The sequence below is a fragment of the Sphingomonas sp. GW821-FHT09B04 genome (genome assembly GCF_059418285.1).
In genome coordinates this window covers 1-25,376 of record NZ_JBWKPO010000003.1, presented here as the reverse complement: position 1 = coordinate 25,376, position 25,376 = coordinate 1, and the positions used below count along the sequence as shown (strand labels likewise).

21 protein-coding genes are annotated in these 25,376 nt (G+C 65.3%); 8 read left to right on the top strand and 13 right to left on the bottom strand.

Translation table 11 applies throughout. The features are described 5' to 3' along the window. Window positions 1-162 precede the first annotated feature (162 nt). Window positions 163-1,989: a DUF885 domain-containing protein gene (locus AC07NK_RS09700; protein ID WP_495170382.1), complete on the top strand. Its 1,827-nt coding sequence runs from the start codon at window positions 163-165 to the stop codon at window positions 1,987-1,989. A 183-nt stretch (window positions 1,990-2,172) separates the two neighbouring features. On the opposite strand, the gene AC07NK_RS09695 is transcribed toward AC07NK_RS09700, so the two are convergent. The 3 genes from AC07NK_RS09695 to AC07NK_RS09685 all read right to left on the bottom strand — a co-directional run bounded on the left by AC07NK_RS09695 (window position 2,173) and on the right by AC07NK_RS09685 (window position 8,108). After that, window positions 2,173-4,707, bottom strand: coding sequence for a TonB-dependent receptor (locus AC07NK_RS09695; protein ID WP_495170381.1), 2,535 nt, complete (start codon window positions 4,705-4,707; stop codon window positions 2,173-2,175). A 171-nt stretch (window positions 4,708-4,878) separates the two neighbouring features. After that, entirely contained in the window at window positions 4,879-5,868 is a 990-nt protein-coding gene (locus AC07NK_RS09690; protein WP_495170380.1) for a DUF6607 family protein, read from the bottom strand. A 32-nt stretch (window positions 5,869-5,900) separates the two neighbouring features. Next, the gene (locus AC07NK_RS09685; protein ID WP_495170379.1) at window positions 5,901-8,108 is read right to left on the bottom strand and encodes a TonB-dependent hemoglobin/transferrin/lactoferrin family receptor; all 2,208 of its coding nucleotides are present in this window, start codon (window positions 8,106-8,108) and stop codon (window positions 5,901-5,903) included. Between the two features lie 149 nt (window positions 8,109-8,257). Here AC07NK_RS09685 and AC07NK_RS09680 point away from each other — a divergent pair, with 149 nt between their 5' ends. The 3 genes from AC07NK_RS09680 (at window position 8,258) to AC07NK_RS09670 (ending at window position 11,505) form a co-directional block, all read left to right on the top strand. Continuing rightward, window positions 8,258-9,349 (top strand): glycosyltransferase family 2 protein, encoded by a 1,092-nt coding sequence (locus AC07NK_RS09680; RefSeq protein WP_495170378.1) that lies wholly within the window; start codon window positions 8,258-8,260, stop codon window positions 9,347-9,349. Continuing rightward, the gene (gene dacB, locus AC07NK_RS09675) at window positions 9,346-10,785 is read left to right on the top strand and encodes a D-alanyl-D-alanine carboxypeptidase/D-alanyl-D-alanine endopeptidase (protein WP_495170377.1); all 1,440 of its coding nucleotides are present in this window, start codon (window positions 9,346-9,348) and stop codon (window positions 10,783-10,785) included. The genes AC07NK_RS09680 and dacB overlap by 4 nt, the downstream gene beginning before the upstream one ends. 324 nt (window positions 10,786-11,109) lie before the next feature. Further along, window positions 11,110-11,505, top strand: a complete 396-nt coding sequence (locus AC07NK_RS09670) for a hypothetical protein (protein WP_495170376.1) — start codon at window positions 11,110-11,112, stop codon at window positions 11,503-11,505. Window positions 11,506-11,554: 49 nt separating this feature from the next. On the opposite strand, the gene AC07NK_RS09665 is transcribed toward AC07NK_RS09670, so the two are convergent. Together AC07NK_RS09665 and AC07NK_RS09660 are read right to left on the bottom strand one after the other, a co-directional pair. Further along, a complete protein-coding gene (locus tag AC07NK_RS09665; RefSeq protein ID WP_495170375.1) occupies window positions 11,555-12,286 on the bottom strand; it encodes a class I SAM-dependent methyltransferase in 732 nt (243 codons plus the stop codon). A 3-nt stretch (window positions 12,287-12,289) separates the two neighbouring features. Further along, window positions 12,290-12,742, bottom strand: coding sequence for a GtrA family protein (locus AC07NK_RS09660; protein WP_495170374.1), 453 nt, complete (start codon window positions 12,740-12,742; stop codon window positions 12,290-12,292). Window positions 12,743-12,891: 149 nt separating this feature from the next. On the opposite strand from AC07NK_RS09660, the gene AC07NK_RS09655 reads away from it, so the two are divergent. Next, window positions 12,892-14,694, top strand: a complete 1,803-nt coding sequence (locus tag AC07NK_RS09655; protein WP_495170373.1) for an AcrB/AcrD/AcrF family protein — start codon at window positions 12,892-12,894, stop codon at window positions 14,692-14,694. A gap of 300 nt (window positions 14,695-14,994) precedes the next feature. Here the strand turns inward: AC07NK_RS09655 and AC07NK_RS09650 are convergent, their stop codons facing one another. Together AC07NK_RS09650 and galE are read right to left on the bottom strand one after the other, a co-directional pair. Continuing rightward, window positions 14,995-15,618 carry a MarC family protein gene (locus tag AC07NK_RS09650; RefSeq protein WP_495170372.1) on the bottom strand — a complete coding sequence of 208 codons (624 nt, stop codon included), beginning with the start codon at window positions 15,616-15,618 and terminating at the stop codon, window positions 14,995-14,997. Further along, the gene (gene galE / locus AC07NK_RS09645; protein ID WP_495170371.1) at window positions 15,615-16,610 is read right to left on the bottom strand and encodes a UDP-glucose 4-epimerase GalE; all 996 of its coding nucleotides are present in this window, start codon (window positions 16,608-16,610) and stop codon (window positions 15,615-15,617) included. Before galE ends, AC07NK_RS09650 begins: the two co-directional genes overlap by 4 nt. Before the next feature lie 68 nt (window positions 16,611-16,678). Here galE and msrA point away from each other — a divergent pair, with 68 nt between their 5' ends. After that, the gene (gene msrA / locus AC07NK_RS09640) at window positions 16,679-17,224 is read left to right on the top strand and encodes a peptide-methionine (S)-S-oxide reductase MsrA (protein ID WP_495170370.1); all 546 of its coding nucleotides are present in this window, start codon (window positions 16,679-16,681) and stop codon (window positions 17,222-17,224) included. 44 nt (window positions 17,225-17,268) lie between these two features. Here msrA and aqpZ read toward each other — a convergent pair whose 3' ends face one another. Beyond that, window positions 17,269-18,003, bottom strand: coding sequence for an aquaporin Z (gene aqpZ, locus AC07NK_RS09635; protein ID WP_495170369.1), 735 nt, complete (start codon window positions 18,001-18,003; stop codon window positions 17,269-17,271). A 191-nt stretch (window positions 18,004-18,194) separates the two neighbouring features. Beyond that, window positions 18,195-19,145 carry an L-threonylcarbamoyladenylate synthase gene (locus tag AC07NK_RS09630; RefSeq protein ID WP_495170368.1) on the bottom strand — a complete coding sequence of 317 codons (951 nt, stop codon included), beginning with the start codon at window positions 19,143-19,145 and terminating at the stop codon, window positions 18,195-18,197. Between the two features lie 45 nt (window positions 19,146-19,190). Between AC07NK_RS09630 and AC07NK_RS09625 the strand changes: the two genes are divergently transcribed. Next, window positions 19,191-20,900 (top strand): acyl-CoA dehydrogenase family protein, encoded by a 1,710-nt coding sequence (locus tag AC07NK_RS09625; RefSeq protein ID WP_495170367.1) that lies wholly within the window; start codon window positions 19,191-19,193, stop codon window positions 20,898-20,900. Window positions 20,901-21,136: 236 nt separating this feature from the next. Here the strand turns inward: AC07NK_RS09625 and AC07NK_RS09620 are convergent, their stop codons facing one another. The 3 genes from AC07NK_RS09620 to AC07NK_RS09610 form a co-directional block, all read right to left on the bottom strand. Continuing rightward, on the bottom strand, window positions 21,137-21,616 hold the full coding sequence (locus tag AC07NK_RS09620; protein WP_495170366.1) for a hypothetical protein: 480 nt from the start codon (window positions 21,614-21,616) through the stop codon (window positions 21,137-21,139). Window positions 21,617-21,710: 94 nt separating this feature from the next. After that, on the bottom strand, window positions 21,711-22,067 hold the full coding sequence (locus tag AC07NK_RS09615; protein WP_495170365.1) for a GntR family transcriptional regulator: 357 nt from the start codon (window positions 22,065-22,067) through the stop codon (window positions 21,711-21,713). Between the two features lie 64 nt (window positions 22,068-22,131). Beyond that, window positions 22,132-22,728, bottom strand: a complete 597-nt coding sequence (locus AC07NK_RS09610) for a nitroreductase family protein (protein WP_495170364.1) — start codon at window positions 22,726-22,728, stop codon at window positions 22,132-22,134. 160 nt (window positions 22,729-22,888) lie between these two features. Here AC07NK_RS09610 and AC07NK_RS09605 point away from each other — a divergent pair, with 160 nt between their 5' ends. Further along, entirely contained in the window at window positions 22,889-24,682 is a 1,794-nt protein-coding gene (locus AC07NK_RS09605) for a peptide MFS transporter (protein WP_495170363.1), read from the top strand. Window positions 24,683-24,792: 110 nt separating this feature from the next. Here the strand turns inward: AC07NK_RS09605 and AC07NK_RS09600 are convergent, their stop codons facing one another. Further along, complete coding sequence (locus AC07NK_RS09600; protein WP_495170362.1) at window positions 24,793-25,299, bottom strand: O-acetyl-ADP-ribose deacetylase; 507 nt, start codon at window positions 25,297-25,299, stop codon at window positions 24,793-24,795. Between the last annotated feature and the right edge of the window lie 77 nt (window positions 25,300-25,376).

Below are 25,376 nucleotides of genomic sequence, written 5' to 3'. Positions count from 1 at the left end.
AATGTTGCAACCGTTTTGCTTGCCTTGGCGGATGTTCGACTTCCCTTCGCTCACTCGCACACGCTGGTGCTGCGGGAAGAAGGAGAAACGGGGGGTACGTAGTGGCAACTTCCGCTGCATCGCTCCCAGCCGAATCACCCGCTAGCCTGAAAGGCCCTTCCCTTGGATCGTCGCACCTTCCTCGCCTCCGGCACCGCAACTGCAGCGCTCGCCGCATCTCCGGTGGTCGCTCGCGCCGCACAAACCGAAATCAAGCTTCCCGGGCCGGGCGATGCCGGTCTCAACGCGATCTTCGATGATGTGCTCAAGAAGACGATCCAGCGCTCGCCCGAGCTCGCAAGCTCGATCGGGTTCGACAAGGGGCCGGGCGCGGCGCTCAAGCGCCAGCTCACCGATCGCTCGCCCGCAGCCAAAGCGAGGGCGCAGGCAGAGACCAAGGAAGCGCTCGCGCGGATCGAGGCGGTCGATCCAGCGACGCTGTCCGAAACCTCCAGGCTCGACCGCGAGATCGTCGCTTATTCGCTGAAGACGCAGCTCGTCCCGCGCGACCGCTTCGAACTCGACGCGGTTATGCGTCCGTTCGCGATCTTCCAGCAGGGCGGCATCTATTTCTCGATGCCCGATTTCCTCAACACCACCCACACGATCGCGACCAAGGAAGATGCAGAGGCGCTGCTGTCGCGGCTCGACCAGATGGGACAGGCGCTCGACTATAATACCCAGGAGCAGGCCGACCTGGGCAAGCGCGGCGTGGTCGCGCCCGACTTCTGCCTCGATTTGACGATCGACCAGATGCAGAAGCTGCGCGCGCCGGACGCGATCGACAACACCATCGCCCGCTCACTGGTCCAGCGCACCACGGCCAAGGGCATCCCCGGCGCGTGGCGCGCGCGCGCCGCCAAGATCATCGACGCATCGGTCTATCCCGCGCTCGACCGCCAAATCGCACTGATCAAGGCACAGCGCGCCAGGGCCCGCACCACCGCAGGCGTGTGGGACGTGCCGCAAGGCGACGGCATCTACGCTGCGGCGCTGGCGCAGGCGACCACTACCAACTTCACGCCCGACGAGGTCCACAAGATCGGGCTTGAGGAGGTCGCGCAGATCAGCGCAGAGCTGGACGCTATCCTGAAGGCACAGGGGCTGACCAAGGGCAGCGTCGGCGAGCGGTTGACCGCACTCAACCAGCGCCCCGATCAGCTCTGGCCCGATACCGCCCAAGGCCGGATCGACCTCATCAAATCGCTCAACGTCGACAATGACAAGGTCGCCAAGCTGCTGCCGAAGATGTTCATCGATCCGACCAAGGCGCCGCTCGAAATCCGCGCAGTGCCGGTCGAGATTCAGGATGGCGCGTCGAACGGCTATTACAATCGCGCCGCTCTCGATGGCTCACGCCCGGCGATCTACTTCATCAATCTGAAAAGCGTCGGCGACTGGCCGAAATATACCCTGCCCTCACTGACCTATCATGAAGGGTTGCCGGGCCATCACCTGCAGATCAGCACATCGCAGGGTGCCGAAGGTCCGATGATCCGCAAGTTCAGCTTCTTCGGCGCCTATAGCGAAGGCTGGGCGCTCTATGCCGAGCAGGTTGCCGACGAGCTTGGCGCCTATGCCAGCGACCTCGAGCGCGCAGGCTATCTCCAGTCCTTCCTGTTCCGCGCGGCGCGGCTGGTGATCGACACTGGCATCCATGCCAAGAAATGGACCCGCGAGCAGGCAACAGACTATATGGTCAACACCGTCGGTTTCGCCCGCCCACGCTCGCAGCGCGAGATCGAACGCTACTGCACCCAGCCGGGGCAGGCGTGCAGCTACAAGATCGGCCACACCAGCTGGGTCCGCGCGCGCAAGAAGGCGCAGGAGATCGCGGGCGACAAGTTTGACCTCAAACGCTTCCATGAGGTGATCCGCCGCGGCGCCGTTCCCCTCACCACCCTCGAACGGCTGGTGGAGGAAGACGCGCGACGGATGGCGGTGGGCTAGGACGGATCGGCGGCCGGACGGGGATCGATCTTCCCTGCCCCCATCGCCCGTCACCCCGGCCTTGTGCCGGGGTCCACCGGGAGGCGAGCCCTGGACCAGAGCAGAAAGGTCAGACGGTGAGGCTGAGTGGCCCCCGGCACAAGGCCGGGGTGACGGCGGGAGGTTATGGGCAGGGTATCCCGCCTACTTCCCCCCGAGCCGCAGCATCAGCGATGCACCCCACATGCGCGGCTCGCCCGCGATAAAAGTGGGCAGGCCAAGACCATCGCCAGTGTTGCCCGCGTCCTTGATGTATTCCTTGTCGAACAGGTTGGTGACGAAGCCCTCGATCCGCCAGCGGCCGTTGGCGGTTTCGATCCCGATCCGCGCGTTGACCGTGGCATAAGCGCCCTGCGTCTCGTCCTGCAGCGTGTCGGGGATGAGGTTTCCGGTCTGAAGACGCGCGAGATCATTGTCGTCGTCGAAGAACACGCTCGACTGCCACGTCACGTCCGGGGTGAAGTCGATCGCGACCGGCCCGACATTTCCGCGCAGCGTCACGCCCGCCGATGCGCTGTGATCGGGCGACAGGCGAAAGCGGTTGCCGTCGCGGGCGCCCGATTTGAAGCGGCTATGGTTATAGGCATAGGTCGCGAACAGATTGACCCAATCGGCCGGGTTCCAGCGCAGCTGTCCCTCAAAGCCATAGCTCTGCGCCTTGCCCGCGTTGACCGTGACGAAACTGGTGCCGACCTGCTCGGTCGTCTGGAAGTTGCTGTAGTCGTAGTAGAAAGCTGCGCCATCGAAGAACAGGGTGCGGTTGAACAGCTCGGTCTTCAGTCCGATCTCGAAACTGTCGACGGTTTCGGCGGGGAGCAGGTTGAAGCGCGCCGCGCCTCCCGGAGCTGCCGGCGGGGAGACGCCGAGCACTTCGGGCCGGCGGCCGCGCGCATAGTTGGCGTAGACGCTTGCCTGCGGGCTCAGCTCGTAGCGGGCGGTCGCGCGCCAGGTGAAGCCGCCGCTGTCGTTGGTCTGTGCGAACAGATCACCGTTGTTCGCAGTCGGCTGAAGTCCGAGGCCGAACATCGGCACCGGATAGAGCGCCGATTGCGGGATGTTCGCGGCACCGGGCGCGGCCAGCGCATTGAGCAGCGCGGTGCGCGCCGGTTCGCTCTGACTCAGCGCGCCGATAAACCCGCCGAGGATCGAGCGACCATTCTGGATCGACGCCGTGTAGCTGGTCCGCTTGTCGTCGCGGCTGTAGCGGATGCCGCCGCCGATCTCGAACCGGTCGCTGACCTCAAAGGTCATGTCGGCGAACAGATCCCACGCCTTGGTGCGGCTGAAATTGGTGCTGGTTTCGCGATGCGCGCTCTTGAGGTTAGCCGCGATCGCCTGCGCCAGCGGGGCGGACAAGACGTAGCCGCGCGCAGCCGCGACGCCCTGAAGCAACTGGCCGGTGAAGGCAGTGTTGCCGAACACCGAGATCGGCGCCGGATCGCTCGCCGGACGGCCGGGGATCGCGCCGCCGCCGTTGAGTGTGTTGGTCAGCCGTGCCAGCGTGACGCGCTCGTCGAATTGCGCCGGGGTGCGCTGGTGACCGTCCTCGTAGAAATAGGTCGCGCCGACAAAGCCCTTGAGCGGACCGCCATTGTCCCAGGCGAGACGCAACGTTCCCATGGTCTGCGTGCCCGCCGCATCCTCCGCCGCGGTCAGCACGGGAAGCGCGATGCCATCGGCGTCGAAGATCTCGGTCCCGCTGAACGCGCGATAGGAAAGCGTGCCGTTGACCGAGAAGCCGTTGCCGAGTTCGGCATTGGCGATGCCGGTGATGCCCCACACTTCACGCTCGAGGCCAAGGCGCTTGCCGCCCTCGAACCCCGGCCCGGCTGCAAGCGCCGCGCCGGTGTTGCGGCCGCGATTGCCGATGACCGCACCGGTGATCGTGTCGGTGGGGTTGTAGGCGATCGACTTGAACGCCGTGCCGGTGGCGCGATCGGTCTGGTAGTTGCCGATCAGATCGAAGGTGAAGCCGGCAGGCTCCCAGCGCAGGCTGCCGCGCACGGCCTCGCTCTCGATCCCGTTGAAATCGCGCCCGCCGAGCAGATCCTCGACAAAACCGTCGCGCTTCTTGACGCGCGCTGCGGCGCGGATCGCGAGATCGTCGGTCAGCGGAATGTTCCAGGTCCCGTCGACGCGATACATGCCATAGTTGCCACCCGATGCGCGCAGCATGCCATAGCCCGCCTTCGGGTCGGCCTTTGCCTGAATGAGGTTGACCGCGCCGATCAGCGCGCCGCGACCATAGAGTGTCGATTGCGGCCCCTTCGCGATTTCAACCCGCTCAAGGTCGAACAGCTCGACATACGAGCCACGCGACTTGGAGATCGAAACCCCGTCCTGAAAGACCGAAACCCGCGGCTCATTGAACGCGCTGCCCGAATCGGAGGTGATGCCACGCATCACGAAGCCGGGGTTGTTGGGCGACTGGTTCTGCACCTCAAAGCCCGGCACGTAGCGCGAGAGCGCGTCGAACTCCTGAATGTTGAGCCGCTCGAGGAAACGGTCGTCATAGGCGGTGAGCGCGAAGGGCACCTCGATCGGGCGCTGCTCGGTGAACTGCGCGGTGACGACCACGTCGTCTACCACCGGCTCCGCGGGTGCATCCTGCGCCAGAGCAGGGGTCGCAGCGAGCGCGATCGGGCTGGCAAAGGCAAGAAGCGGGAAGCGGATCGACATGACGGAAGCCCCTGTAGACGCGGGCGGAATGCCCATGTCCGGCTCCATGTCCTCAATTGGTGACGAACCTGTTGCAGTGCACCATCGCGCCAAAGAAAAATGCCCGCCCCGGGGCTGATTCCGGGGCGGGCCAGGGATCGGCACATGGGGTGCCGGAGGGTCTCGTGAAACTCAGTTGGCGGACTGCCCCGCCGCACGCGTCGCCTGATCCATCAGCGCCTTGGCGGTCCGAATCGCGTCGGCCTCCTTGGTCTTGCCGCTCTGGATGTCGTCGGCGATGCCGAGCAGGCGGCTGGCGATCACCGTCCCGGCCTCAGCCGCTTCGGTGATGCGGATACCGTTCTTGGCGGTGGCGATACGGTCCCATTCGCCACGGACCGCGGCCCAATAGCCCTTTGTCGACGCCCAATAGTCGTCGGCCGCCTTCACGGCATAGCCGTCGAACTTCGTGTAGGTGTTGAGGACATATTCCTGCACGACCGGCTCAAGCTTGCCGTCGAACTGGCCCATTTTGGTGTTGTCCTGCCAGTGGATCCAGCCGGCCGGACTGATCTGGTGGCGGTTGATCCCGTAATAGCGGTCATAGACCGGGCCGCGCACCGCATCGCGGCGGGCGAGCGGGCGCCACGTCCAGTTGGAACGCCAGCGACGGACCCCCGCCTCGGTCGTCCACTGACCCCAGCCGCCATAGCGGGGGCTGTCGTCGACCTGATAGACCGTCTGCGACCAGCGGCCCTTGCGCATTCGCTCGGGCACCTCTTCCCAGGTCCAACTGTCGGGCCCGGAATAGACCAGCACCTTGGCGGGCTCATATTCCCAGTCCTGTCGCCAATGCTTGATGATCATATCCTTGCCCTCATGGCTCACGACCAGAAGGTGCTGGAGGCGGATCACGCGGCCGGTGTCCTCGATCACACGGACCGATTCATGCCCGCCGGAAACCTTGGCGGCGATCGGCGTGTAGTCGGCGCGCCAGGGCGTCGATTCCTGCATATCGAACCGGACCTTATAGTTGCCGGCCATTGCGAGGATGTCCTTGCGGTCGGCCTCGAACGACGCTTTGGACTCGGCCTCGCTGCCCGCCTTGACCGGCCCGTCGGCCAGCGCCGGAGCGGCGCAGGCAATCAGAGCGGCTCCCGCGATCCACATCATCTTCTTCATTGTTTTGCCCTCTATTTTTGATCGTTCGGTATTCAGAAGCGGATGCTGGCCGAGACGCTCGCGTTGCGGCCGGGCTGAGAATAGGCATCCTTGATTGTGGAGGATGCGGCGAGACCGCGAACGTCGTTCCACCACCAGTATTTCGCGTCGGTAATGTTGAAGACACCCGCGCGCAGGGTCAGCGCCTCGACCGGTCGCCAGAAGGCGGTGATATCAAGCGTCACGAACTCGTCGCCGCGAAAACAACCCGGCACGGGCTTGGGAACCGTCGTGGTCGGCAGCGGGTAGCAGCTCGACCCATAGGTTTCGCGCACGCCCTTTTGCGCGCTGTAGGTAGCGATCAGCTGACCTCCGAAGCGCCCCGCCGGATCGCGCCAGCCCGCGCCGACCACCAGCTTGATCGGATCGACCGACTGCAAGGGCGTCTTGATCCCCGAGGCCCTGACCTCGTTGCCATCGGCGTAAGAGAAGGCAAGACGGCCGGTGAAGCCATTGTCGCTCCACACCTCAAAGCGCGCCTCAGCGCCCTTCACCTGCGCACGGTTGATGTTGATGAACTGATAGACCGCAGGGTTGGCGGGGGTGAAGGCGCCGCTCACCACCTCCTGCGAAATGAAGTCGTCATAGTCGACATGGAAGCCGGTCAGATCGAGGCGGACATTGTTGCCGAGGAACCGGATCCCGGCCTCGAATGCTTCGCTGGTCTCAGGCCGCAGGTTCGGATTGGGCCGCGAGGTGTAGCCGAAGGCAAGGTTCTCGAAGAACTGGTTCACCTGACCCGGCTCGGGCGCCTTGAAACCCTGTGCGTAGTTGGCGAACAGCCGCACCGTTTCACCCAGCTTCACCACCGCACCGATCTTGGGCGAGACGTGCGAGCCGCTCTGCTTTGCCGCGGCAAAGGCCGGAAGCAACGGGTCCTTGTCCGGCGACAAATTGTAATGATCGAAGCGCAGCGCCGGATGCAACGTCACCGGGCCCAGCGTGATCTCGCCCGCTGCAAACGCGCCGACCAGCGTATAGTCGGTCTTGGGGAAGGCACGGGCCGGGAAGACTTCGCCCGCAGGTGGAACGGTGCCGTCGCGTAGCCCCTTTTGCTGCGTCACGCTGACGTCGCCTCCAAGAACCAGGCGCAGCGGCGTTTCGGCGCTGCCGAAGTTCAACCGCACATCGCCCGCCGCGCCATAGACGCGGTTTTCAAATGTGTTGAGCCGCGTGCGATCGACCGCGGGTGTGCGATCCTCGAACGTGAACTGGCGATCCTCCGAGTCCTGAAGATAGGCGGCAAGCCGCGCCTGCTCGATCGTGCCGCTGCCGGTCCAGGTCCAGTCCAGCGCCGCGCGCCAGCGATGGCCGGTATCGGTCGCGTCGAGGTTGAGGACAGTCGCCGAATGACCGGTGAGCACATCGGTAAACAGATGCGTGTCGAGATACTCGCCGGTCAGCCGGAAACGATGTCCGCCGCTTTCGTAGACGATGCGTCCGAGCGCTGCGTTCGACCGGCCATCCTGCGGATTGGCCTTCGTCCGCGTTGCGCGGTCGCCGTCGACGGTGCCCTGATTCTCATATTCGTTGAAATCGCGACGGGTATAGGCGGCCATCGCCGACCAGTCGCCCGAGCGCCCGGCGACGATCAGCGTCTCGCTGAATTCATTGTCTGCCGAGGACCAGGATGCGCGTGCGCGACCGCCGAAATTCTGCCCCTCGCGCAGAAAGTCCTTAGGATCTGCGGTGATGAAGCTCACCGCGCCGGCCAGACCGTCGCTGCCATAGAGCGCCGAGGCGGGGCCACGCAGGATCTCAACCGACTTGATCAGGCCGAGATCGACATAGTCGCCGCGGCCCACACCCTGCGCGCCGAACGTGAACCCGTCGGGCACGCGCACCCCGTCGACCTGGATCAGCACACGGTTGCCACCCATGCCACGGATATTGAAACCCTCATTGCCCGCGCGACCGGTCGTACCGAGCGCGGCGCCAAAGCGTGTCGGCTGGCGGGTGACACTTACGCCCGGTTCGAACCGCACCAGTTCCTTGATGTCGGTCACCAGTTCGTCGGCGATCTGCTCCTCGCCGATCACGCTGACCGTCGCCGGAGCATCCTGCGTCGCCAGCGGCGAGCGGGTCGCGGTGACGGTGACGGTATCCCGCGCATCGGTATCGGCTTCCTCGGCGAAAGCCGGAGCCGCGGCGAGGGCCAACAGGCTGGCTCCGGCGACAAGGAAGCTACGTGATCGGTACATGATTTCCCCTTGAACTTTGCGATTGCGACTGACTCGCATTATTAGATCGCGCCTAAGCTTGTTGCGAACCACTGTCAATTGCGCGGGGTCGATGCCCGGCATGCAAAACACGCATGATTTTTCGCTGACGGCGCGCTAAGCCGCTCGTCATGCAACGTCCCAAGCTCTCGGTCGTCGTGCCGTGCTACAATGAAGAAGGCTGTCTCGAGCTGCTCCACGGCCGCGTCTCCGCCGCCGCGCGCGCTGCGGTCGGAGACGATTACGAGATCGTGCTGATCAACGACGGCTCACGCGACGGCAGCTGGGCCGTCATGCAGCGCCTGTCGGCCGCCGACCCGCACCTCGTCGCGATCAACCTGTCGCGCAATCACGGCCATCAGCTTGCGCTGACCGCCGGGCTGGACCTGTGTGCGGGCGAGGAGATTCTGGTGATCGACGCGGACCTGCAGGATCCGCCCGAGCTGCTCACCGAGATGCGCGCGACGCTGCGTGAGCAGGGCGCCGACGTGGTCTATGCCGTGCGGCGCAAGCGCGAAGGCGAGACCTTCTTCAAAAAGGCGACCGCGGCGCTGTTCTATCGCATGCTCGATCGCATCACCGACACGCCGATCCCGCTCGACACCGGCGACTTCCGACTGATGACGCGACGCGCACTCGACGCCTTCTTGTCGCTGCCGGAGCAAGCGCGCTTCATCCGCGGCATGGTCGCCTGGGTCGGCTTCCGCCAGGTGCCGTTCGTCTATGATCGGCATGAGCGGCACGCGGGCGAGACCAAATACCCGCTGGCCAAGATGATCCGCTTTGCGCTCGACGCGGTGACCGGCTTCTCCACCGCACCGCTGCGCTTCGCGAGCCATGCAGGGCTTGCGCTCACCGGTATGTCGGCGCTGCTGTTCCTCTACATCGTCATCGGCTGGCTGCTGGGGAATGCGGTACAGGGCTGGACCTCGACGATGCTGGTCGTCGTCTTCCTCGGCGCGGTGCAGATGTTCGTACTCGGCATGATCGGCGAATATCTGGGCCGGCTTTATGTCGAATCGAAGCGACGCCCGCTCTATCTGGTCGCGGACGTCGCGGGTCCGGTGAAGGGCCATGCCTCGCTTGGCTATCGCTTCGCCGATTCGGGCGAGGTCACAGTGTCGCCGCACGCCCCGATCCGTCACGGGCTGCCCGAACCGGAGCCCGCCGCGGCAGCCAAACCCCCGCGCCGCAAGGCCGACGAACCGCCGACGCTGCTTTGAAGCGCACCCTCGCTCTTTTAGCGCTCGCAATCGCGAGCCCGCTTGCCGCGCAGCATGCGACGCCGCTCCAGAGTCGTGTCGAGGCCGAGCTTGCCAAGGCTGCGCCGGGCACACGGTACGGGCTGGTGGTGACCGACGCGCAGGGTCGCGAGATCGTCGCGGTCAATCCCGATCAGCGCTTCATCCCCGCGTCGAACACCAAGATCGTGACGACGGCGGCAGCGCTGTCGACCCTGACCGGTTTAGACCGGCCCGACGTCGCAGCCGGCGCCAGCGTGCGGATCGAGGGACGCGACGTCGTTCTGACCGGGCATGGTGACGCGCGGCTCTCCAGCGCGGCCGACTGCGCCACCAACTGCCTGTCGCAGCTGGCCGATGCGATCGCGGCGAAGTCGAAGCGGGTGCGCAACATCACCGGCGACGCGACCCTGTTCCCCGACGAGCGCTGGAGCGCGGGGATGAGCTGGAACAACATCCCCAGCCCCTATGGCACCGCGCTGACCGCGCTCACGCTCGACGACAATGAGCTGATCGCAACCGCGACCCCCGGAAAGGCCGGCACGGCTCCCGGCGTCGCGCATCTCGGCTACCTGACGATCGACAACCGCGCCGTCACCGTGGCGGCAGGCGGCAAGACCGACCTCGATGTTGACCGGCTGCCCTTCAGCCGCACGATCCGCCTGACCGGCACCATCGCCGCCGACGCCAAGCCGCAACGGATCCGCATGGGGATCGACGATCCCGCCCACTACGCCGCCTGGCGCCTCGCCACGCTGCTGCGCGAGCGCGGGGTCCGGGTGACGGGCGAACTGCAATCGCGCTACCGCACACCGGAGCTGTCCGACGATCCTGCCCAGCGCCTCGCACCGATGCCGCCACGCGCGACGTCCCCCGCCCCGCTCGCCGCGCTGACGCCGCCGCCGCTGTGGGAAGACCTGCGCACGATCAACAAGGACAGCCAGAACCTCCACACCGAGCTGCTGCTGCGCCGGGTCGGGCTGGCGAGAGGTACTGGATCGGTCGCCGATGGGCTGGCCGAGGTCGAGGTGATGTTCACGGCAGCAGGCGTACCGCGCACGTCATGGGACTTTGCCGACGGGTCGGGCATGTCGACCTATAACCGCATCGCACCGCGCGGGATGGTCAAGCTACTGCACTGGATCAGCGCGCAGCGCTGGGGCGCGGCATGGCGCGAGACGCTGCCGATCGGCGGCGTCGACGGTACGCTTGGCCGCCGGTTCAAAGGCACGATCCTCGAAGGAAAGATCTTCGCCAAGACCGGCACGATCAACGCCACCAACGCGCTGGCGGGCTATCTGACGACGAAGAGCGGCAAGACGCTGACCTTCGCCGCCTATGCCAACGACGTGCCGTCGGGCACTGCGGCAACGCCGGCGATGGACGCCGCGCTGGTGGCGATCGCCGAGGCGAACTGAGTCCTGAACGCATCCACGGGAACGACCGGAATTGGGTGGATTCCGAAAATTGCCGACCGACAACAGATCGCCACGAAGTTGACGAAGTTACGCGGAACGCGATTCATCCTGTCAGCTTTGTCGCCGTTGTCCGGCGGAGGTTCCGGGGACCATTGAGCCGAACGGATCGACGTAATCAAAGAGCGGCCGCCACGCGGCCCGCCGATGCAAGCAAACCAATTCCAACATTGCAAGCACGGCGGCTATTGGGTGGTTATCTACCGTTCGACGAGATACGAACATCATATGGAAACGGGATCATTTGTCCTTCGGCCAGTTGAGTCCTTGACCGCAAGCGACTTCGAAGAAAGCCCGTTATGGGCGGGGTACTACGAGCCTGACGATATCGACGAGATCGTCCGCTGGGGAGTTCCTGAGGCCGTAGTTCGAGCCGCCCTCAATAGCGTGAGCTGGGAGGACGATCACTACTTCCCCCTGCCAATTGCCGCTGCCCAAACTGAGTGGATGCGCGGAAAGCTATACGCCGTAACGGCGGCCTTACCGGATGGTACTGAACTGATTGGCTATGTCGGTGAACATCAGGATTATCTAGTCGTCTTTGTCAGCGGCAGGGCGCGAGTTTTGAGCGCCCCCCTTCCCGACCTTCGCGACGCAATGCCTCTTCCTATTCGCGTCACCAATCGGGTCACCGGAGAGCGTTGGAACTTTCCAGTCATTTGAGGTCTAAATGGGATCACTGCCCCACTGGCTGCTCCAGCGGGGCAGTGGACTAGCCCTTGGGCTGGGCGAGCACGATCAGCGAGAGGCCGGGGGGCAGCGGCACGCGGCCGACCAGATGGCGTTCAAGCCCGAAGATCTTCTCAAAGATCGCGTTGAGCGGCCTGGCAGGCGGTGAATCGTCGCTGTCGTCCTTGCCGGTGAGCTTGCCCGCGAGCCGCGCCGCGACCGCCGCGGGGAAGAGCAGCGAGTTGAAATAACCGAGCTTGCGCCACTTCAGACCCGCACGTTCCAGCACTGCGGCCAGCGTGGCCTTGGAATAGCGGCGCTTGTGGTGGTTCACGACATCGTGTGCGCTCCACATCCACTGGTGTGCGGGCACGGTGATCAGGATCGTGCCACCAGGCTTGAGGCGCTTCGCCATCGCTTCGAGCGCGGCGACATCGTCCTCGACATGCTCTACCACGTCGAGCACGGCGATCATGTCATATAGGCCATCGGCGACGCCCGACAGTTCGGGAAGCGGCGAACGCCCCACTTCCTTGCCGAGGCGCTTGCTGGCAATCTCGCGCGCAGCAGGATCGATCTCGATCGCGTCGACGTCGCCGAACGCGCCGAGCATGGGCAGGTTGTGCCCGGTGCCACAGCCGATCTCGAGGATGCGCGCGCCCTTGGGCAGGCTCACTTCACGCGCAATGAAGTCGGCGAGGATGTCGCGGCGCGCCACATACCACCAATGGGTGGAATCATGCTCGGCCATGCGGTCGTAGACGATACGGTCCATAGTCTAACCAAATACCCATTGGCGATTGAAGGCGAAAGTCGCCAGCGGCGTGATCGTGACGATCGGGATCAGCGGCACCCAGTCAGGATAGTGCAGCAGATCGGCCAATAGCCAGGTGAACAGCGCGTTGAGCAGCAGCCCGAAGAGCTGCACGATCAGGAATTTGAGGTGTTGGCGCCCGCTGTTGTCGCGGCTGCCATGTCCCTTGAAGCTCCACGCGCTGTGCATGAAGAAACCGCACGTAACCGCGACGACGAAGGCGAAGGGCACTGCCGCAACGGCGAGATTGGGGAACACCCACCACGCCAACGGCAGATAGACAGCGGAGTAGATCAGGGTCGAGATGACGCCGGCGATGCCGAAGCGTATGATCTGACCCAGCACCCCGTTGCGCTGCAATTCGCCGATACGATGAATGATTGCGGTCACGCCTGCCTTGCCGTCGCGGATTTCCAAAGCTCTATCCGTTCGGCCTGAGCTTGTCGAAGCCCTGTCTTGCTTCTTTTTACCGGAAAGAAGAAGGACAGCCCATCCCCCGGATCAAGTCCGGGGTCAGGGCGAACGGCGGGGCCATTAGAGCGGCCCGGCTCCAAGGGGAAGCAGTTTTGGAATCGAAGCGACTTTCGGGCTTTGACCTCGAGCGGGAATTGTCGGTCCACTGGCTGCGCTGGACGCTGCTGGCCTGGGCAGGAATCGCCGCATGGTTCCTGTGGGACCGCTGGGGGCTGATCAACGCGCTGGGGCTTGGCGATACCGACGACAATATGCGGCTGATGCAGGTGCGTGCGCTGCTCGACGGACAGGGCTGGTACGATCTGCGCCAGTATCGCCTGAGCCCGCCCGGGGGCCTCGACATCCACTGGTCGCGGCTCGTGGACCTGCCGATCGCGGCGCTGATCCTGATCTTCAAGCCCTTCGTCGGTGTGGCTATGGCCGAGAAGCTGGCGTGCGGCATCGCCCCGCTCCTCCCACTCACGCTGACGATGGCGGCACTGGGCGTGACGGTGCGCCGCCTGATCGCGCCGGTCGCCTGGCCGATCGCGGTGATTATCCTGCTCGGCTGCGGCTCGACGATGCTGATGTTCATGCCGCTGCGCATCGATCATCATGGCTGGCAGCTCGCCTGCCTTGCGGTGACGCTTGCCGGAATCACCGATCCCAGGGGCGCGCGCGGCGGGTTCGTGGTCGGCCTTTCGAGCGCAGCGTCGCTCACGATCGGACTTGAGCTGCTGCCCTATTGTGCGATCGCAGGCGCGATCGTGACGCTGCGCTGGGTATGGGACGGCGGCGAAGTGCGGCGGATGCAGGCCTATGCGCTGAGCCTCGCCGGCGGGAGCACATTGGGGTTTGCGGTCTTCGCGTCCAACGCCAACCACGCGATGCGCTGCGACGCGCTGACCCCGGTCTGGCTCTCCGTCACCATCGCGGCGGGCGTGCTGCTGTTCGCGATCAGCCTGCTCAACCCCGCGAACCGCGCGGCGCGGCTGGGCCTTGCCGCAGTAGCGGGCGCGGCAATCGCGGGCGGCTTTGCCGGGATGTTCCCGCAATGCCTGTCGCGGCCCGAGGGCGTGTCGGACGAGCTTTACGAGATCTGGCTGAGCAATGTGCGCGAGGCGCGGCCGATCTATCGCCACAGCTTCGCAATGGGCTTCCCCGTCGCGGTGCTCCCCGTGATCGGCATCATCGGCGCAGCGGTGGCCGCATGGCGTGCCCGCGCATCGGCGGTGCAGCTGACCAGCTGGATTGCGATCGGGCTGTTCACCGCCTTTGCCGGGGCGATGCTGCTGTGGCAGATCCGCGCAGGACCGGCGGCGCAGCTGCTCGCCATTCCCGGCGCGACCGCTTTGGTGTGGCTGGTCGTGCCGTGGTTCCTCAACCAGCGCTTCATGGCGGTGCGCGTGCTGGGCGCGGTCGCTGCCTTCCTGTTGCTGTCGGGACTCTTCGCGGGCTTCGTCGTCAAATATGTGAAGGTCGACAAGCCGCAAAAGGCGCGCAGCGTCGTCGCCCAGTCCAACGCGCGTTGCGCGAGCGCGTCGGGGATGTCGCTGCTCGACCGGTCGCTGCCGCCCTCGACGCTGTTCACCCATGTCGATCTGGGGCCGCGGCTGATCGTAATGACGCATCATAACGGCATTGCCGGGCCGTATCACCGCAACGAGCGGGCGATCCTCGACGTGCACCACGCCTTTACAGGCAGCCCCGAGGCGTTCCGGCCGATCGCGAAACGCTATGGCGCACAGTATCTGCTGCTCTGCCCCAATATGGCGGAGACGACGATCTATCGCAGCCGCGCGCCGAACGGCTTCTATGGCCAGCTCGCTAAGGGCAAGGTGCCGGACTGGCTGGTCCCGGTGCGGCTGCCGGCAAAGGCCCCGTACCGGCTGTGGAAGATCCGTTACGACCGCTGAGCGCATGACAAAACTTACGGAAACACACTGATTTCCGGCCGAAGCGACCGGAACGCGACGGGTTAGCGACTGCCGCGCGCCGGTGACGCGACAGGTGCGCGACGACGACGCGACACCGACGCGACACATGCGCGCCACGAACGCGACACGGATCGACGGGTTCGCGACACGCACGCGACGCAGACGCGCCGACCGCGCGCCGTCGACGCGACGATGGTCATGAAACGCCGAAGAGAATTGGCCGCCCATCGATCACGATAGAGCAGCCGAATTCCAACATTTCCAGAGCGCTTCGCCCCGTTACAGCCCGAAGCTACGCTTCACCCCGTCGATCACGAACTGGATCGCCAGCGCCGAGAGCAGCACGCCGAGCAGGCGGGTGATGACCGATTCGATCTTCGCGCCGAGCAGTCGCATCAGCGGGCCGGCCGCAAGGAGGGCGATCAGCGTCAGGATCAGCACCAGCCCGAGCGCGGCGAACACCACCGCGGTCTCGCCCGGCCCCTCGCTGCGCGAAACGAGCAGCATGACGGTCGCGATCGAGCCGGGACCGGCGATCATCGGCATGCCCATCGGGAAGACCGAGACGTCCTCGACCTCAGGCGTGTCCATGATCTTGTTGGCGCGGTCTTCGCGGCGTTCCTGACGCTTCTCGAACACCATTTCGAGTGCGATCAGGAACAGCATGATCCCGCCCGCGATGCGGAAGGCGTTGAGGCTGATGCCGAGCGTCCTGAGCAGCGCCTCTCCCACCAGCGCGAACACCAGCAGGATCGCGCTGGCGATGACGATCGCGCGGATCGCCATGCTGCGCTGCTGCGCGTGGGTCGCGCCCTTCGTCAGCCCGGCATAGATCGGCGCGCAGCCCGGCGGGTCGATCACCACGAACAGGGTGGCGAAGGCGGAGAGGAACAGCTCGATCATGCGCGCTCTGCCAGCTTGCGCTCCCAGGTGAGAGCGTCGGTAACGATGCGGTCGAGATCGTCATGCTTCGGGCGCCAGGGCAGCGCGTCGAGGATCGCGCGATTGTCCGAGATCAGCTCGTCCGGATCGCCCGCGCGACGGCCTTCGAGATGTCGCTCGATCTTGACGTTCGTCACGCGATCGACCGCGTCGAGCACTTCGAGCACCGAATAGCCGCGGCCATAGCCGGCGTTGAGGAAATGGCTTTGCGTCGGCTGCGCGACCAGCAGGTCAAGCGCGTCGACATGCGCGGCGGCGAGATCGCTGACATGGATATAGTCGCGCACCCCGGTGCCATCGCGGGTCGCGAAGTCGGTGCCGAAGACCGAGACGCCGTTTCGCTTACCCGTCGCTGCTTCGACCGCGACCTTGATCAGGTGGGTCGCGCCAGCGGTGCTCTGGCCCGAGCGGCCCTGCGGATCGGCGCCGGCGACGTTGAAATAGCGCAGGGCCGCGAAGTTCAGCGGATGCGCCGCGGCGACGTCGCGCAGCATATGCTCGGTCATCAGCTTCGACATGCCATAGGGGTTGATCGGCAGCTGCGGCGAATCCTCACGCACCGGCACGACCTCGGGGATGCCATAGGTCGCGGCGGTGGAGGAGAAGATGAAGTGCTTCACCCCTTCGCTCACCGCGCTCTCGATCAGGCTGCGGCTGGCGGCGGTGTTGTTGCGGTAATATTTGAGCGGGTCGCTGACCGATTCCGGCACCACCACCGATCCGGCGAAGTGCATGATCGCGGTGACGCCATGCGCGCGAATCGCGGCCCGGACCTTGTCGTCGTCAGCGACATTGGCAACCACCAGCGTGGCGCGCGGATCGACTGCCCAGTCGAAGCCGGTGACGAGATTGTCGAGCACCACCACGTGCCAGCCCGCATCGAGCAGCGCCAGCACCGCATGGCTGCCGATATAGCCCGCCCCGCCCGTCACCATTACCGTACCTTCGCGCATCGTCACCCGTCCCGTTGTTCGCACGCGGCCTGAACCCTATCTTCATTTGGTAAGCAAGGAGTTCGATGATGACCACCGAAACCGCAATTCTGGCGGGCGGCTGCTTCTGGTGCGTGGAAGCCGTGTTCAAGGACCTGATCGGCGTCGAGTCGGTCGAAAGCGGCTATATCGGCGGGCACGTCCCCGAACCGACCTACAAGGCGGTGTGCGGCGGCGATACCGGCCATGCCGAGGCGCTGAAGGTCGTGTTCGACCCGGCGCAGATCCATTATGGCGACCTGCTCGACATCTTCTTCGCGACGCACGACCCGACCCAGCTCAACCGGCAGGGCGGCGACGTGGGCACGCAATATCGCTCGGCAATATTTCCCCAGTCGCCCGAACAGGAAGAAGCGGCGAAGGCGGGCATCGCGCGCAATGCCAGCGAATGGCCTGCGCCGATCGTCACCACGATCGAGGCCAACGACATTTGGTGGCCCGCGGAAGGCTATCATCAGGATTATTGGGAAGGCGAAGGGCAGCGGAACCCCTATTGCCTCGCGGTGATCCCGCCCAAGCTCAACAAGCTGCGCAAGAGCTTCGCCAACCGCATCAAGGAAGGTGCGCAGGCCTGAGATCGTCCGTCACCCCGGTACGACCGGGGTGACGGAATACAGGATCAGGGCAGAGGCTCACCCTCGACCGGGGGCCGCTTCGATGCTTCGGCGCCAAGCGCCTTGTAGAAGATCCCGCCGAGCACCCCGCCGACGATCGGCGCCGCCCAGAACAGCCACAGCTGGTGGATCGCCCAACCGCCGACGATCAGCGCGGGGCCGGTGCTGCGCGCCGGGTTGACCGAGGTGTTGGTGACGGGGATCGAGATGAGATGGATCAGCGTCAGCGCGAGACCGATCGCGATCGGCGCGAAGCCTGCAGGCGCACGGCTGTCGGTCGATCCCATGATGATGATGACGAACATGAAGGTCAGCACGACCTCAATCGCCAGCGCCGACTGGAAGTTGAACTTGCCCGGCGAATGCTCGCCAAAGCCGTTCGCCGCGAGCCCGCCCGCAAGGTCGTATCCGCCCGGCGCACCGTTCGCGATGCAATAGAGCAACCATGCTGCGATCACCGCGCCGATCACCTGCGCGATCACATAGAGCGGGATGTCCTTCCCCGCGAAGCGCCCGCCCGCCCACAGGCCGAAGGTCACCGCCGGGTTGAGATGGCAGCCCGAAACATGTCCGATCGTATAGGCCATCGTCAGCACGGTCAGGCCGAATGCCAGGCTGACGCCGAGCAATCCGATTCCTACGTCCGGAAACGCCGCCGCGAGTACCGCGCTGCCGCAGCCCCCAAAGACCAGCCAGAATGTGCCGATCAGTTCGGCCAGGCCCCGTTGCACATTGGTCATCATGCCTCTCCCACTCTCGTGTTCGAACACGCCATTACGCGGCAAGCGGGAGACTATGCTTAGTTACGCAGGTGTAAAGGGTTGGATGAGATTCGGCTTCGCCGAACCGGCACCAGCCCGCTCCCTCACCCGGCCACCCATAGGATGCTGGCGCTGGGTGGCCGGGTGGGGGAACGGGCTGGTGCGGAACACTAACGGTGCGCGGCGCGGCGCAGGCGGTCGTTGATCGCGATGCCGATGCCTTCGTCGGGAATGGGCGCGACGGCAATGGCAGCGCAATCCGAGTCATCGGCGCGGTGCAGCGCGTCGAACAGGTTCGCCGCCGCCTCGATCAGGTCGCCGGCGGCGGACAGTGTGTCGTTGCCCGCGACCGCGCCGAAGCCGATCAGCCATTCGTCGGCGCAGCGCTCGGTCGCGTCGAGCCGCACGGGCTTGGCCGGGGCATAGTGGCTGGCGAGCTGGCCCGGCGCCTCGATCGCTTCGCTTCCACCGGAAAGCCAGCGACCGATTTCGCGCTCGATCGCCTCGGCGGAAATCGGGCCGGGGCGCAGCAGGCGCGGATTGCCGCCGAGCGCGACGATGGTCGATTCGATGCCACCACTGGTCGGCCCGTCATCGACGATCAGCGCGATCCGGCCGTGCAGGCTGGTGACGACATGCGCGGCGCGCGTCGGGCTGATCGTCCCGCTGGCATTGGCTGAGGGCGCAGCGAGCGGCTTGCCCGAGGCAGCGAGCAGCGCCTGCATCGCGCGATGCTGGGGTACGCGGATCGCAACGGTGTCGAGACCCGCGGTGACCAGCCCGGCAATCTCCGCATCGGGCCGCAGCGGCAGCACCAGCGTGAGCGGACCGGGCCAGAAGGCATCGGCGAGCGCGCGGGCGTCACGGTCGAACTGTGCGATCCGCTCGGCCGCCTGCCGGTCTGCGACATGGACGATCAGGGGATTGAACGAGGGGCGGCCCTTGGCGGCGTAGATCCCCGCCACCGCATCGCGATTCGTCGCGTCGGCGGCGAGTCCGTAGACCGTCTCGGTAGGCACTGCGACACATCCGCCGGCCGCGATCAGCGCCGCGGCCTCAGCAATCGCCGCCTCGCCGTAAGGTAAGGTGCGGGTGATCTGCGGAGGATTTGGAGCGCTCATTCTCTCTGGCTATAGCGAGGGAAAAATGACGGCAAGAGAGGACCGATGAGCTTCACCCCCGCCACCACCGAACAGCGCTTTGTGCTGGAGCATATTGCCGGCATTTCGGAGCTGTCCGAAGCCGCCACTCCCGACCTTGTCGACGCCGTGCTGGAGGGCGCGGGCGCCTTTGCCGCGGGCGAATGGGCGCCGCTCGACCGCGCGGGCGACACCGTCGGCGCGAAGTGGACGCCCGAGGGGGTGAAGATGCCCGCCGGCTATCCCGAGGCGTACAAGGCCTATGTCGAGGGTGGCTGGGGCACGATCGGGTCGCCCGAAGCCTATGGCGGACAGGGGCTGCCGATCAGCCTTGCCACTGCGGTGATCGAAACGCTGGGGACCGCCAATATCGGCTTTGCGCTGGCGCCGATGCTGACCGTCGGCGCGATCGAATCGCTGGTGCATCACGGCACCGCCGCGCAGCAGGACGCCTATCTGCCCAAACTCGCCACCGGCGAATGGACCGGCACCATGAACCTGACCGAGCCGCAGGCCGGGTCGGATGTCGGCGCGCTGCGCGCCACCGCCACGCCGCGCGGCGACGGGACGTTTTCGATCAAGGGCACGAAGATCTTCATCAGCTTCGGCGACCATGACATGGCGGACAATATCGTCCACCTCGTCCTCGCCCGCACGCCCGGCGCGCCCGCCGGGACCAAAGGCATTTCGCTGTTCCTGGTTCCCAAATACCGGCTGAACGCGGACGGCACCCCCGGCGAGTTCAACGATGTCCGCGTCGTTTCGATCGAGCACAAGATGGGCATCCACGCCTCGCCCACCTGCGTCCTGTCGTTCGGGGACAATGGCGATTGCGCCGGCGAACTGATCGGCAACGAGATGGGCGGCATCGTCGCGATGTTCACGATGATGAACAATGCGCGGCTCAACGTCGGGCTGCAGGGCGTGGAAGTCGCCGAACGTGCGACCCAGCGCGCGGTCGCCTATGCCCGCGAGCGCATCCAGTCCGCCCGTGCGGGAGCACCGAGCCGCGAGCCGGTGGCGATTATCGAGCATCCCGACGTTCGTCGCATGCTGCTGCGCATGAAGGCGCAGACGATGGCGGCGCGCGCGCTGGTCTACCTCGCATTCGGCCAGCTCGACCGTGCGAATGCGGGCGACGCGGCCGCCAAGGCGCGGCTCGAGCTACTCACCCCGCTCGCCAAGGCGCACGGTACCGACCTTGGCAATGAGGTCGCGAGCCTCGGCATCCAGGTGCATGGCGGCATGGGCTATATCGAGGAGACGGGCGCCGCCCAGCATTTCCGCGACGCGCGCATCTTCCCGATCTACGAAGGCACCAACGGGATCCAGGCCGCCGATCTGGTCGGACGCAAGCTCAGCATGGACAATGGCGGCACGCTGTTCGCGCTGACGGCACAGATGCGCGCTGAGGCGCAGGATGCGGGGCTGATCGCGCTGATCGAAGCGTGCGACGACGTCGGCCGCCATATGCTGGCGAGCGAGATCGACGACCGGCTCGCGGGTAGCTACCCCTTCCTGACGATGCTGTCGGTCGCGGTATGCGGCTGGCTGATGGAGAAGCAGGGTCGGATCGCGGCGGGCGCGGAGAGCGATCCGGCGTTTCTCGCGATGAAGCAGGCTGCGGCGCGCTTCCATGTCGAGCAGATCGTGCCCGAGGCGATGGGGCTGAAGGCCGCGGCCATGGCGAAGGCCGATGTGCTGTACGCGGTCGATGCGGAGACGTTCGCTGCCTAGCCCTTCGTTCGAGATCGGCGCGCCGCCGTTCAACCGGCTTAAGCGCTGGTTCGAGAAGGAGGGCATACCGGTTGTCCCGGCGCGGGAGGATCAGCTTTCCGGGCTTGAGGCGCGATGCGGGGTGACACTGCCAGAAACATGCTGGTCGACGGCGACCGCTTTGTCGAATTCATCGACAAGTATCTGACCGACAACGGCTCGGTCTGCTGACCGTCAGGCGCCCCTTACCGGCCCGATCAGCCGCCGTGTGAGGGGCAGAGATCGGTACGCCTGACCTCCTTGCCGCCCACATACCAGATCCGCGTATTCTGGCCCGGGGGTTTGTAGCAGATCTCCGCCCTCGTACCGTCTGGCGCCAGCAACACCGTCCATTCATGCGGACCGCAAAAATTCTCCTGACACCCCCCGGAAACAAGCCGGCCGTCGTGTAATGTGATCGGGCTGCGCGGCCCGGCCTTGTCGAGGATCCATCGACGGATCTTCGCATCAGGAACCGCACCTTCGACCGCAGCGCGCACCAATGGATGCGCAAGGAAGCTGACGCCCGCCACCTTGTCGAACGGATATTTGCCCACATAGACCGACAGCGGTCCATCCACAGCTTCTATGCCGCTACCGGCGGAATCGTTGCCCGCAGGCAACGGCGCGGCGAAATTCGCGGCGACATCATTCCCCGGCGGCGACGGCGTTTCGGCGGCGCAGGACGCCAGCACCACAGCGGCGAGAATGGAGATCGGGATTCGCACGGCCAAACTCCGACGACAGTGATCGGATGCTACGCCCGCATCACCGCGGGCACAATCGGCCGCTTCAGGCGATTTCGCGGTCGAGCAGCTCGTGCGCGTTGAGGCCGAGCAGTGCGATATGCTCGCGCACCTTGGGCCAATAGCCGTTGAGGAAGCGGTCGCGCTCGGCGATCTTCAGCCGCTCGACTGCGCCGGGCAGCACGAACATCCCGACGCCACGGCGCACCTCGACATAGCCGTCGTCCTGAAAGCTCTGATAGGCCTTGGCGACGGTCAGCGGGTTGGCGCCATGTTCGGCGGCAAGCGCACGCACCGACGGCAACTGGTCCCCTGCCCGGTATTCGCCACGCAGGATCGCGGTCGCGATGCTGGCACGCAGCTTCAGATAAACCGGGCTGTCTTCATGCTCGAGCGCTGTCATGCTGACTTAATACAGCAATGGTGCTGAAAGTTCCACTCCTAAGACGGTTTCACCCGATACCGCTTCAGGCCCGGTTATCCGCGGCCCCGGCCCAGACCGAGACGGTTTCCGCCATATCGGGCCGCGGCCGCTCCTCCAGCATTTTGCCAGGCGTGCCGATGAAGACGAATCCTGCGATTCGCTCGGGCGCGGCACCGAACAGGTCGCGCACCCGGTCGCTGAATGCCGACCAGCCGGTGAGCCAGCACCCGGCATAGCCGCTCGCGTGGACGGCGTGGAGCAGGTTCATCGTCACCGCTCCCACCGACAATTCCTGTTCCCAAAGCGGGATATGGCTGCCGACTCTGGGCGAGGCGAGCACGACGACCAATGTCGGCGCCTGACGCGCGAACTGGTCCATCGCCTCGATCTCAAGCCGTCCGGCATCGGGTTTCTCGGCGCGATAGGCAGCGACGATCCCCGCCGCGAGCGCATCGCGCGCATCCTGCGGGACCACGACGAAGCGCCAGGGCGCCAGCTTGCCGTGATCCGGCGTACGCGCGGCGATCTCAAGAATCTGTGCCAGCTCCACCTCTTCGGGGCCTGGCGCGATCATGTCGCGCGCCTTGCCGGAGCGGCGGGTGGCAAGCAGCGAGAGCGGGGTGGTGCTGTCATTGAACATAGCCGCGCATTTAGGAATGCGCGACGCGTCGGGCAAATGCCGATTGCACCCGGACCCGGCGCGGAGCGCGCCATGCTTTACACCCGGACCATTCCGTTTAATTTGTAACCATAAACCCGGGCTCGGGAGGCCCGGATCACAGACAAGGGCAACACTCTGAATGGTAGATACCCCAACCGCCGATAATCGGTCAGAACCGGATATCTCGCACGTCAATCCGGCGGCCGAGAAAACCTGGTTCGGGCACCCCCGGCAGCTCGCACGCCTGTTCACCACCGAGATGTGGGAACGGTTCGGCTTCTACGGCATGCGCGCGCTGCTGACGCTGTACCTGACCCAGCATTTCATGTTCGGCGATCGGCAGGCGACGGGCCTCTATGGCGGGTTCACGGCGCTGGTCTATCTCACCCCGCTGATCGGCGGTTATCTCGCGGATCAGTTCCTCGGCTCGAAACGCGCGGTGAAGTTCGGCGCGATCATCATGTCGCTGGGCTATCTGACCCTGTGCTTCGGCGGCGAAACCGCCAAGCCCCATGCGACGATCGACGGCCAGCGCTATACGGTGGCAATCGAGCAGGTGCAGGGCAAGGAAACGCGCTACGTCATCGATGGCGAGCGCAAGCTTGAGATCAAGGGCAAAGACGACGGCTCGGTCGATCTGATCGAGAATGGCGCCACGGTGCGCGAGGTCGCCAAGGGCGGCTTCGAATCCGGCGCGGACCGCAGCCCGTTCCACGTGCTGATCCTGCTGGTCGCGCTGTCGATGGTCTCGGTCGGCAATGGCTTCTTCAAGCCGAACATCTCGACCATGGTCGGCGAGCTCTATGAGGCCGGCGACCGACGACGCGATACCGGCTTCACGATCTTCTACATGGGCATCAACCTCGGCTCGCTGATGTCGCAGATCCTGTGCCCATTCCTCGCGGTCGCGTTCGACTGGTGGGTCGGCTTCCTGCTCGCCGCGATCGGCATGATGATCTCGTGGTCGCTGATCCAGTTCGATGGCGGGCGGCTCAAGGGTTATGGCGAACCGCCGGCGAAGCCCGGAGTCGAGCGCCAGCAATGGTGGATCTACGCCGGCGCGCTGTGCGTCATTCCGCTCTTCTACCTGCTCTACGCCAATTTGATGAACGCCACCTCGGTGCCGCCGGAGGCGGGCCTTATCGGCTACGTCACCTCGCTGCCGCTGATGGGCAAGCTGCTGTTCGGGTCGTTCCTGCTCGGCGTGCCCGCCATCCTGATCTGGTCGTTCGTCTCCGGCACCAAGCAGGAATTCCAGATGATGCTGGCCGCGATGGTGCTGATCGTCTTCAACGTCGTCTTCTGGACGCTGTTCGAACAGGCGGGCTCGTCGCTTACGCTGTTCGCCGATCGCAACACCAATTTGTCGGTGTTCGGACTCTTCAGCATCTCAGCGGGTCAGACCCAGTTCTTCAACGCGGCGTTCATCGTGCTGCTCGCACCGATCATGTCGGTGCTGTGGACCACATTGGCGAAGAGCGGGCTGGAACCAACCATCCCGGTCAAGTTCGGTATCGCGATGATCGGTGTTGCGCTGGGCTTCCTGCTGCTGGTCTGGGGTACCAAATTCGCCGGACCGGACTTCAAGGTCGCACTGTGGTGGCTGGCCGGTCTCTACTTCATCCACAGCTTCGCCGAGCTCTGCATCTCGCCGGTCGGCCTCAGCATGATCACCAAATTGTCGATCGCGCGCATCGTCGGGTTGATGATGGGCGTGTGGTTCCTGTCGATCTCGGTCGCGCAATTTGTCGCCGGCATCGTCGCGCAGTTCGCCAGCGTCGAGACGGTGGGCGGTCAGGTGACCAACCTCAAGGTCAGCCTCGACACCTATGCCGCGGTATTCACGACGATCTCCTATTGGGCGATCGGCCTCGGCGTGCTGCTGCTGCTGCTGAGCTGGCCGCTCAAGAAGTGGATGCACGGCGTCAAGTGACGACGGGCCGGGGCTTCGGCCCCGGCATCCTGTCCAAGACAATCGCAACGAAATAGGGCGCGGGGATCATCTCCCCGCGCCCTATTTCATGCTCTCAGCCGCTCGTGCGCCTAGCCGAGCGCGTCTTCGTAGACACGGCGCATGTCGGCGCCGAATGCAATCAATGTCACGTCGAGGTCGGGGTTCGCGGCGATCGCTGCGCGGCTTTCGCGCACCGCGATCGTTGCGGCCTGATCGACCGGATAGCGATAGACGCCGCAGCTGATCGCCGGAAACGCGATACTGCGGATCTGGTTGGCGCGTGCGATCTCGAAACAGCGGCGGTAGCAGCTGGCGAGGAGATCGGGCTCGCCCTTCTCCCCGCCCTGCCAGACCGGGCCGACGGTATGGATGATATGCCGCGCCGGAAGATTATATCCCCCGGTCAGCCTGGCATCGCCCGTTTTGCAGCCACCGAGCGCGCGGAGCTTGCGACACTCCTCCAGAAGCCCCGGCCCGGCCGCGCGATGGATCGCGCCATCGACCCCGCCCCCGCCCAGCAAGGAGCTGTTGGCGGCGTTGACGATGGCATCGACCGCGAGACGGGTGATGTCCCCCTCGGCGATGCGAAGGCTCATCCCACGCGGTTGGCGACGAGGTCGTCGACGACGGAGGGGTCGGCGAGGGTGGAGGTATCGCCGAGGGATGAGACGTC

Excerpts from the sequence above, each read along its gene's own strand:
- AC07NK_RS09695 (WP_495170381.1), bottom strand. The coding sequence starts at position 4,707 with ATGTCGATCCGCTTCCCGCTTCTTGCCTTTGCCAGCCCGATCGCGCTC.
- AC07NK_RS09690 (WP_495170380.1), bottom strand. The coding sequence starts at position 5,868 with ATGAAGAAGATGATGTGGATCGCGGGAGCCGCTCTGATTGCCTGCGCC.
- AC07NK_RS09685 (WP_495170379.1), bottom strand. The coding sequence starts at position 8,108 with ATGTACCGATCACGTAGCTTCCTTGTCGCCGGAGCCAGCCTGTTGGCC.
- AC07NK_RS09680 (WP_495170378.1), top strand. The coding sequence starts at position 8,258 with ATGCAACGTCCCAAGCTCTCGGTCGTCGTGCCGTGCTACAATGAAGAA.
- AC07NK_RS09665 (WP_495170375.1), bottom strand. The coding sequence starts at position 12,286 with ATGGACCGTATCGTCTACGACCGCATGGCCGAGCATGATTCCACCCAT.
- AC07NK_RS09650 (WP_495170372.1), bottom strand. The coding sequence starts at position 15,618 with ATGATCGAGCTGTTCCTCTCCGCCTTCGCCACCCTGTTCGTGGTGATC.
- galE (WP_495170371.1), bottom strand. The coding sequence starts at position 16,610 with ATGCGCGAAGGTACGGTAATGGTGACGGGCGGGGCGGGCTATATCGGC.
- msrA (WP_495170370.1), top strand. The coding sequence starts at position 16,679 with ATGACCACCGAAACCGCAATTCTGGCGGGCGGCTGCTTCTGGTGCGTG.
- aqpZ (WP_495170369.1), bottom strand. The coding sequence starts at position 18,003 with ATGACCAATGTGCAACGGGGCCTGGCCGAACTGATCGGCACATTCTGG.
- AC07NK_RS09630 (WP_495170368.1), bottom strand. The coding sequence starts at position 19,145 with ATGAGCGCTCCAAATCCTCCGCAGATCACCCGCACCTTACCTTACGGC.
- AC07NK_RS09625 (WP_495170367.1), top strand. The coding sequence starts at position 19,191 with ATGAGCTTCACCCCCGCCACCACCGAACAGCGCTTTGTGCTGGAGCAT.
- AC07NK_RS09615 (WP_495170365.1), bottom strand. The coding sequence starts at position 22,067 with ATGACAGCGCTCGAGCATGAAGACAGCCCGGTTTATCTGAAGCTGCGT.
- AC07NK_RS09610 (WP_495170364.1), bottom strand. The coding sequence starts at position 22,728 with ATGTTCAATGACAGCACCACCCCGCTCTCGCTGCTTGCCACCCGCCGC.
- AC07NK_RS09605 (WP_495170363.1), top strand. The coding sequence starts at position 22,889 with ATGGTAGATACCCCAACCGCCGATAATCGGTCAGAACCGGATATCTCG.
- AC07NK_RS09600 (WP_495170362.1), bottom strand. The coding sequence starts at position 25,299 with ATGAGCCTTCGCATCGCCGAGGGGGACATCACCCGTCTCGCGGTCGAT.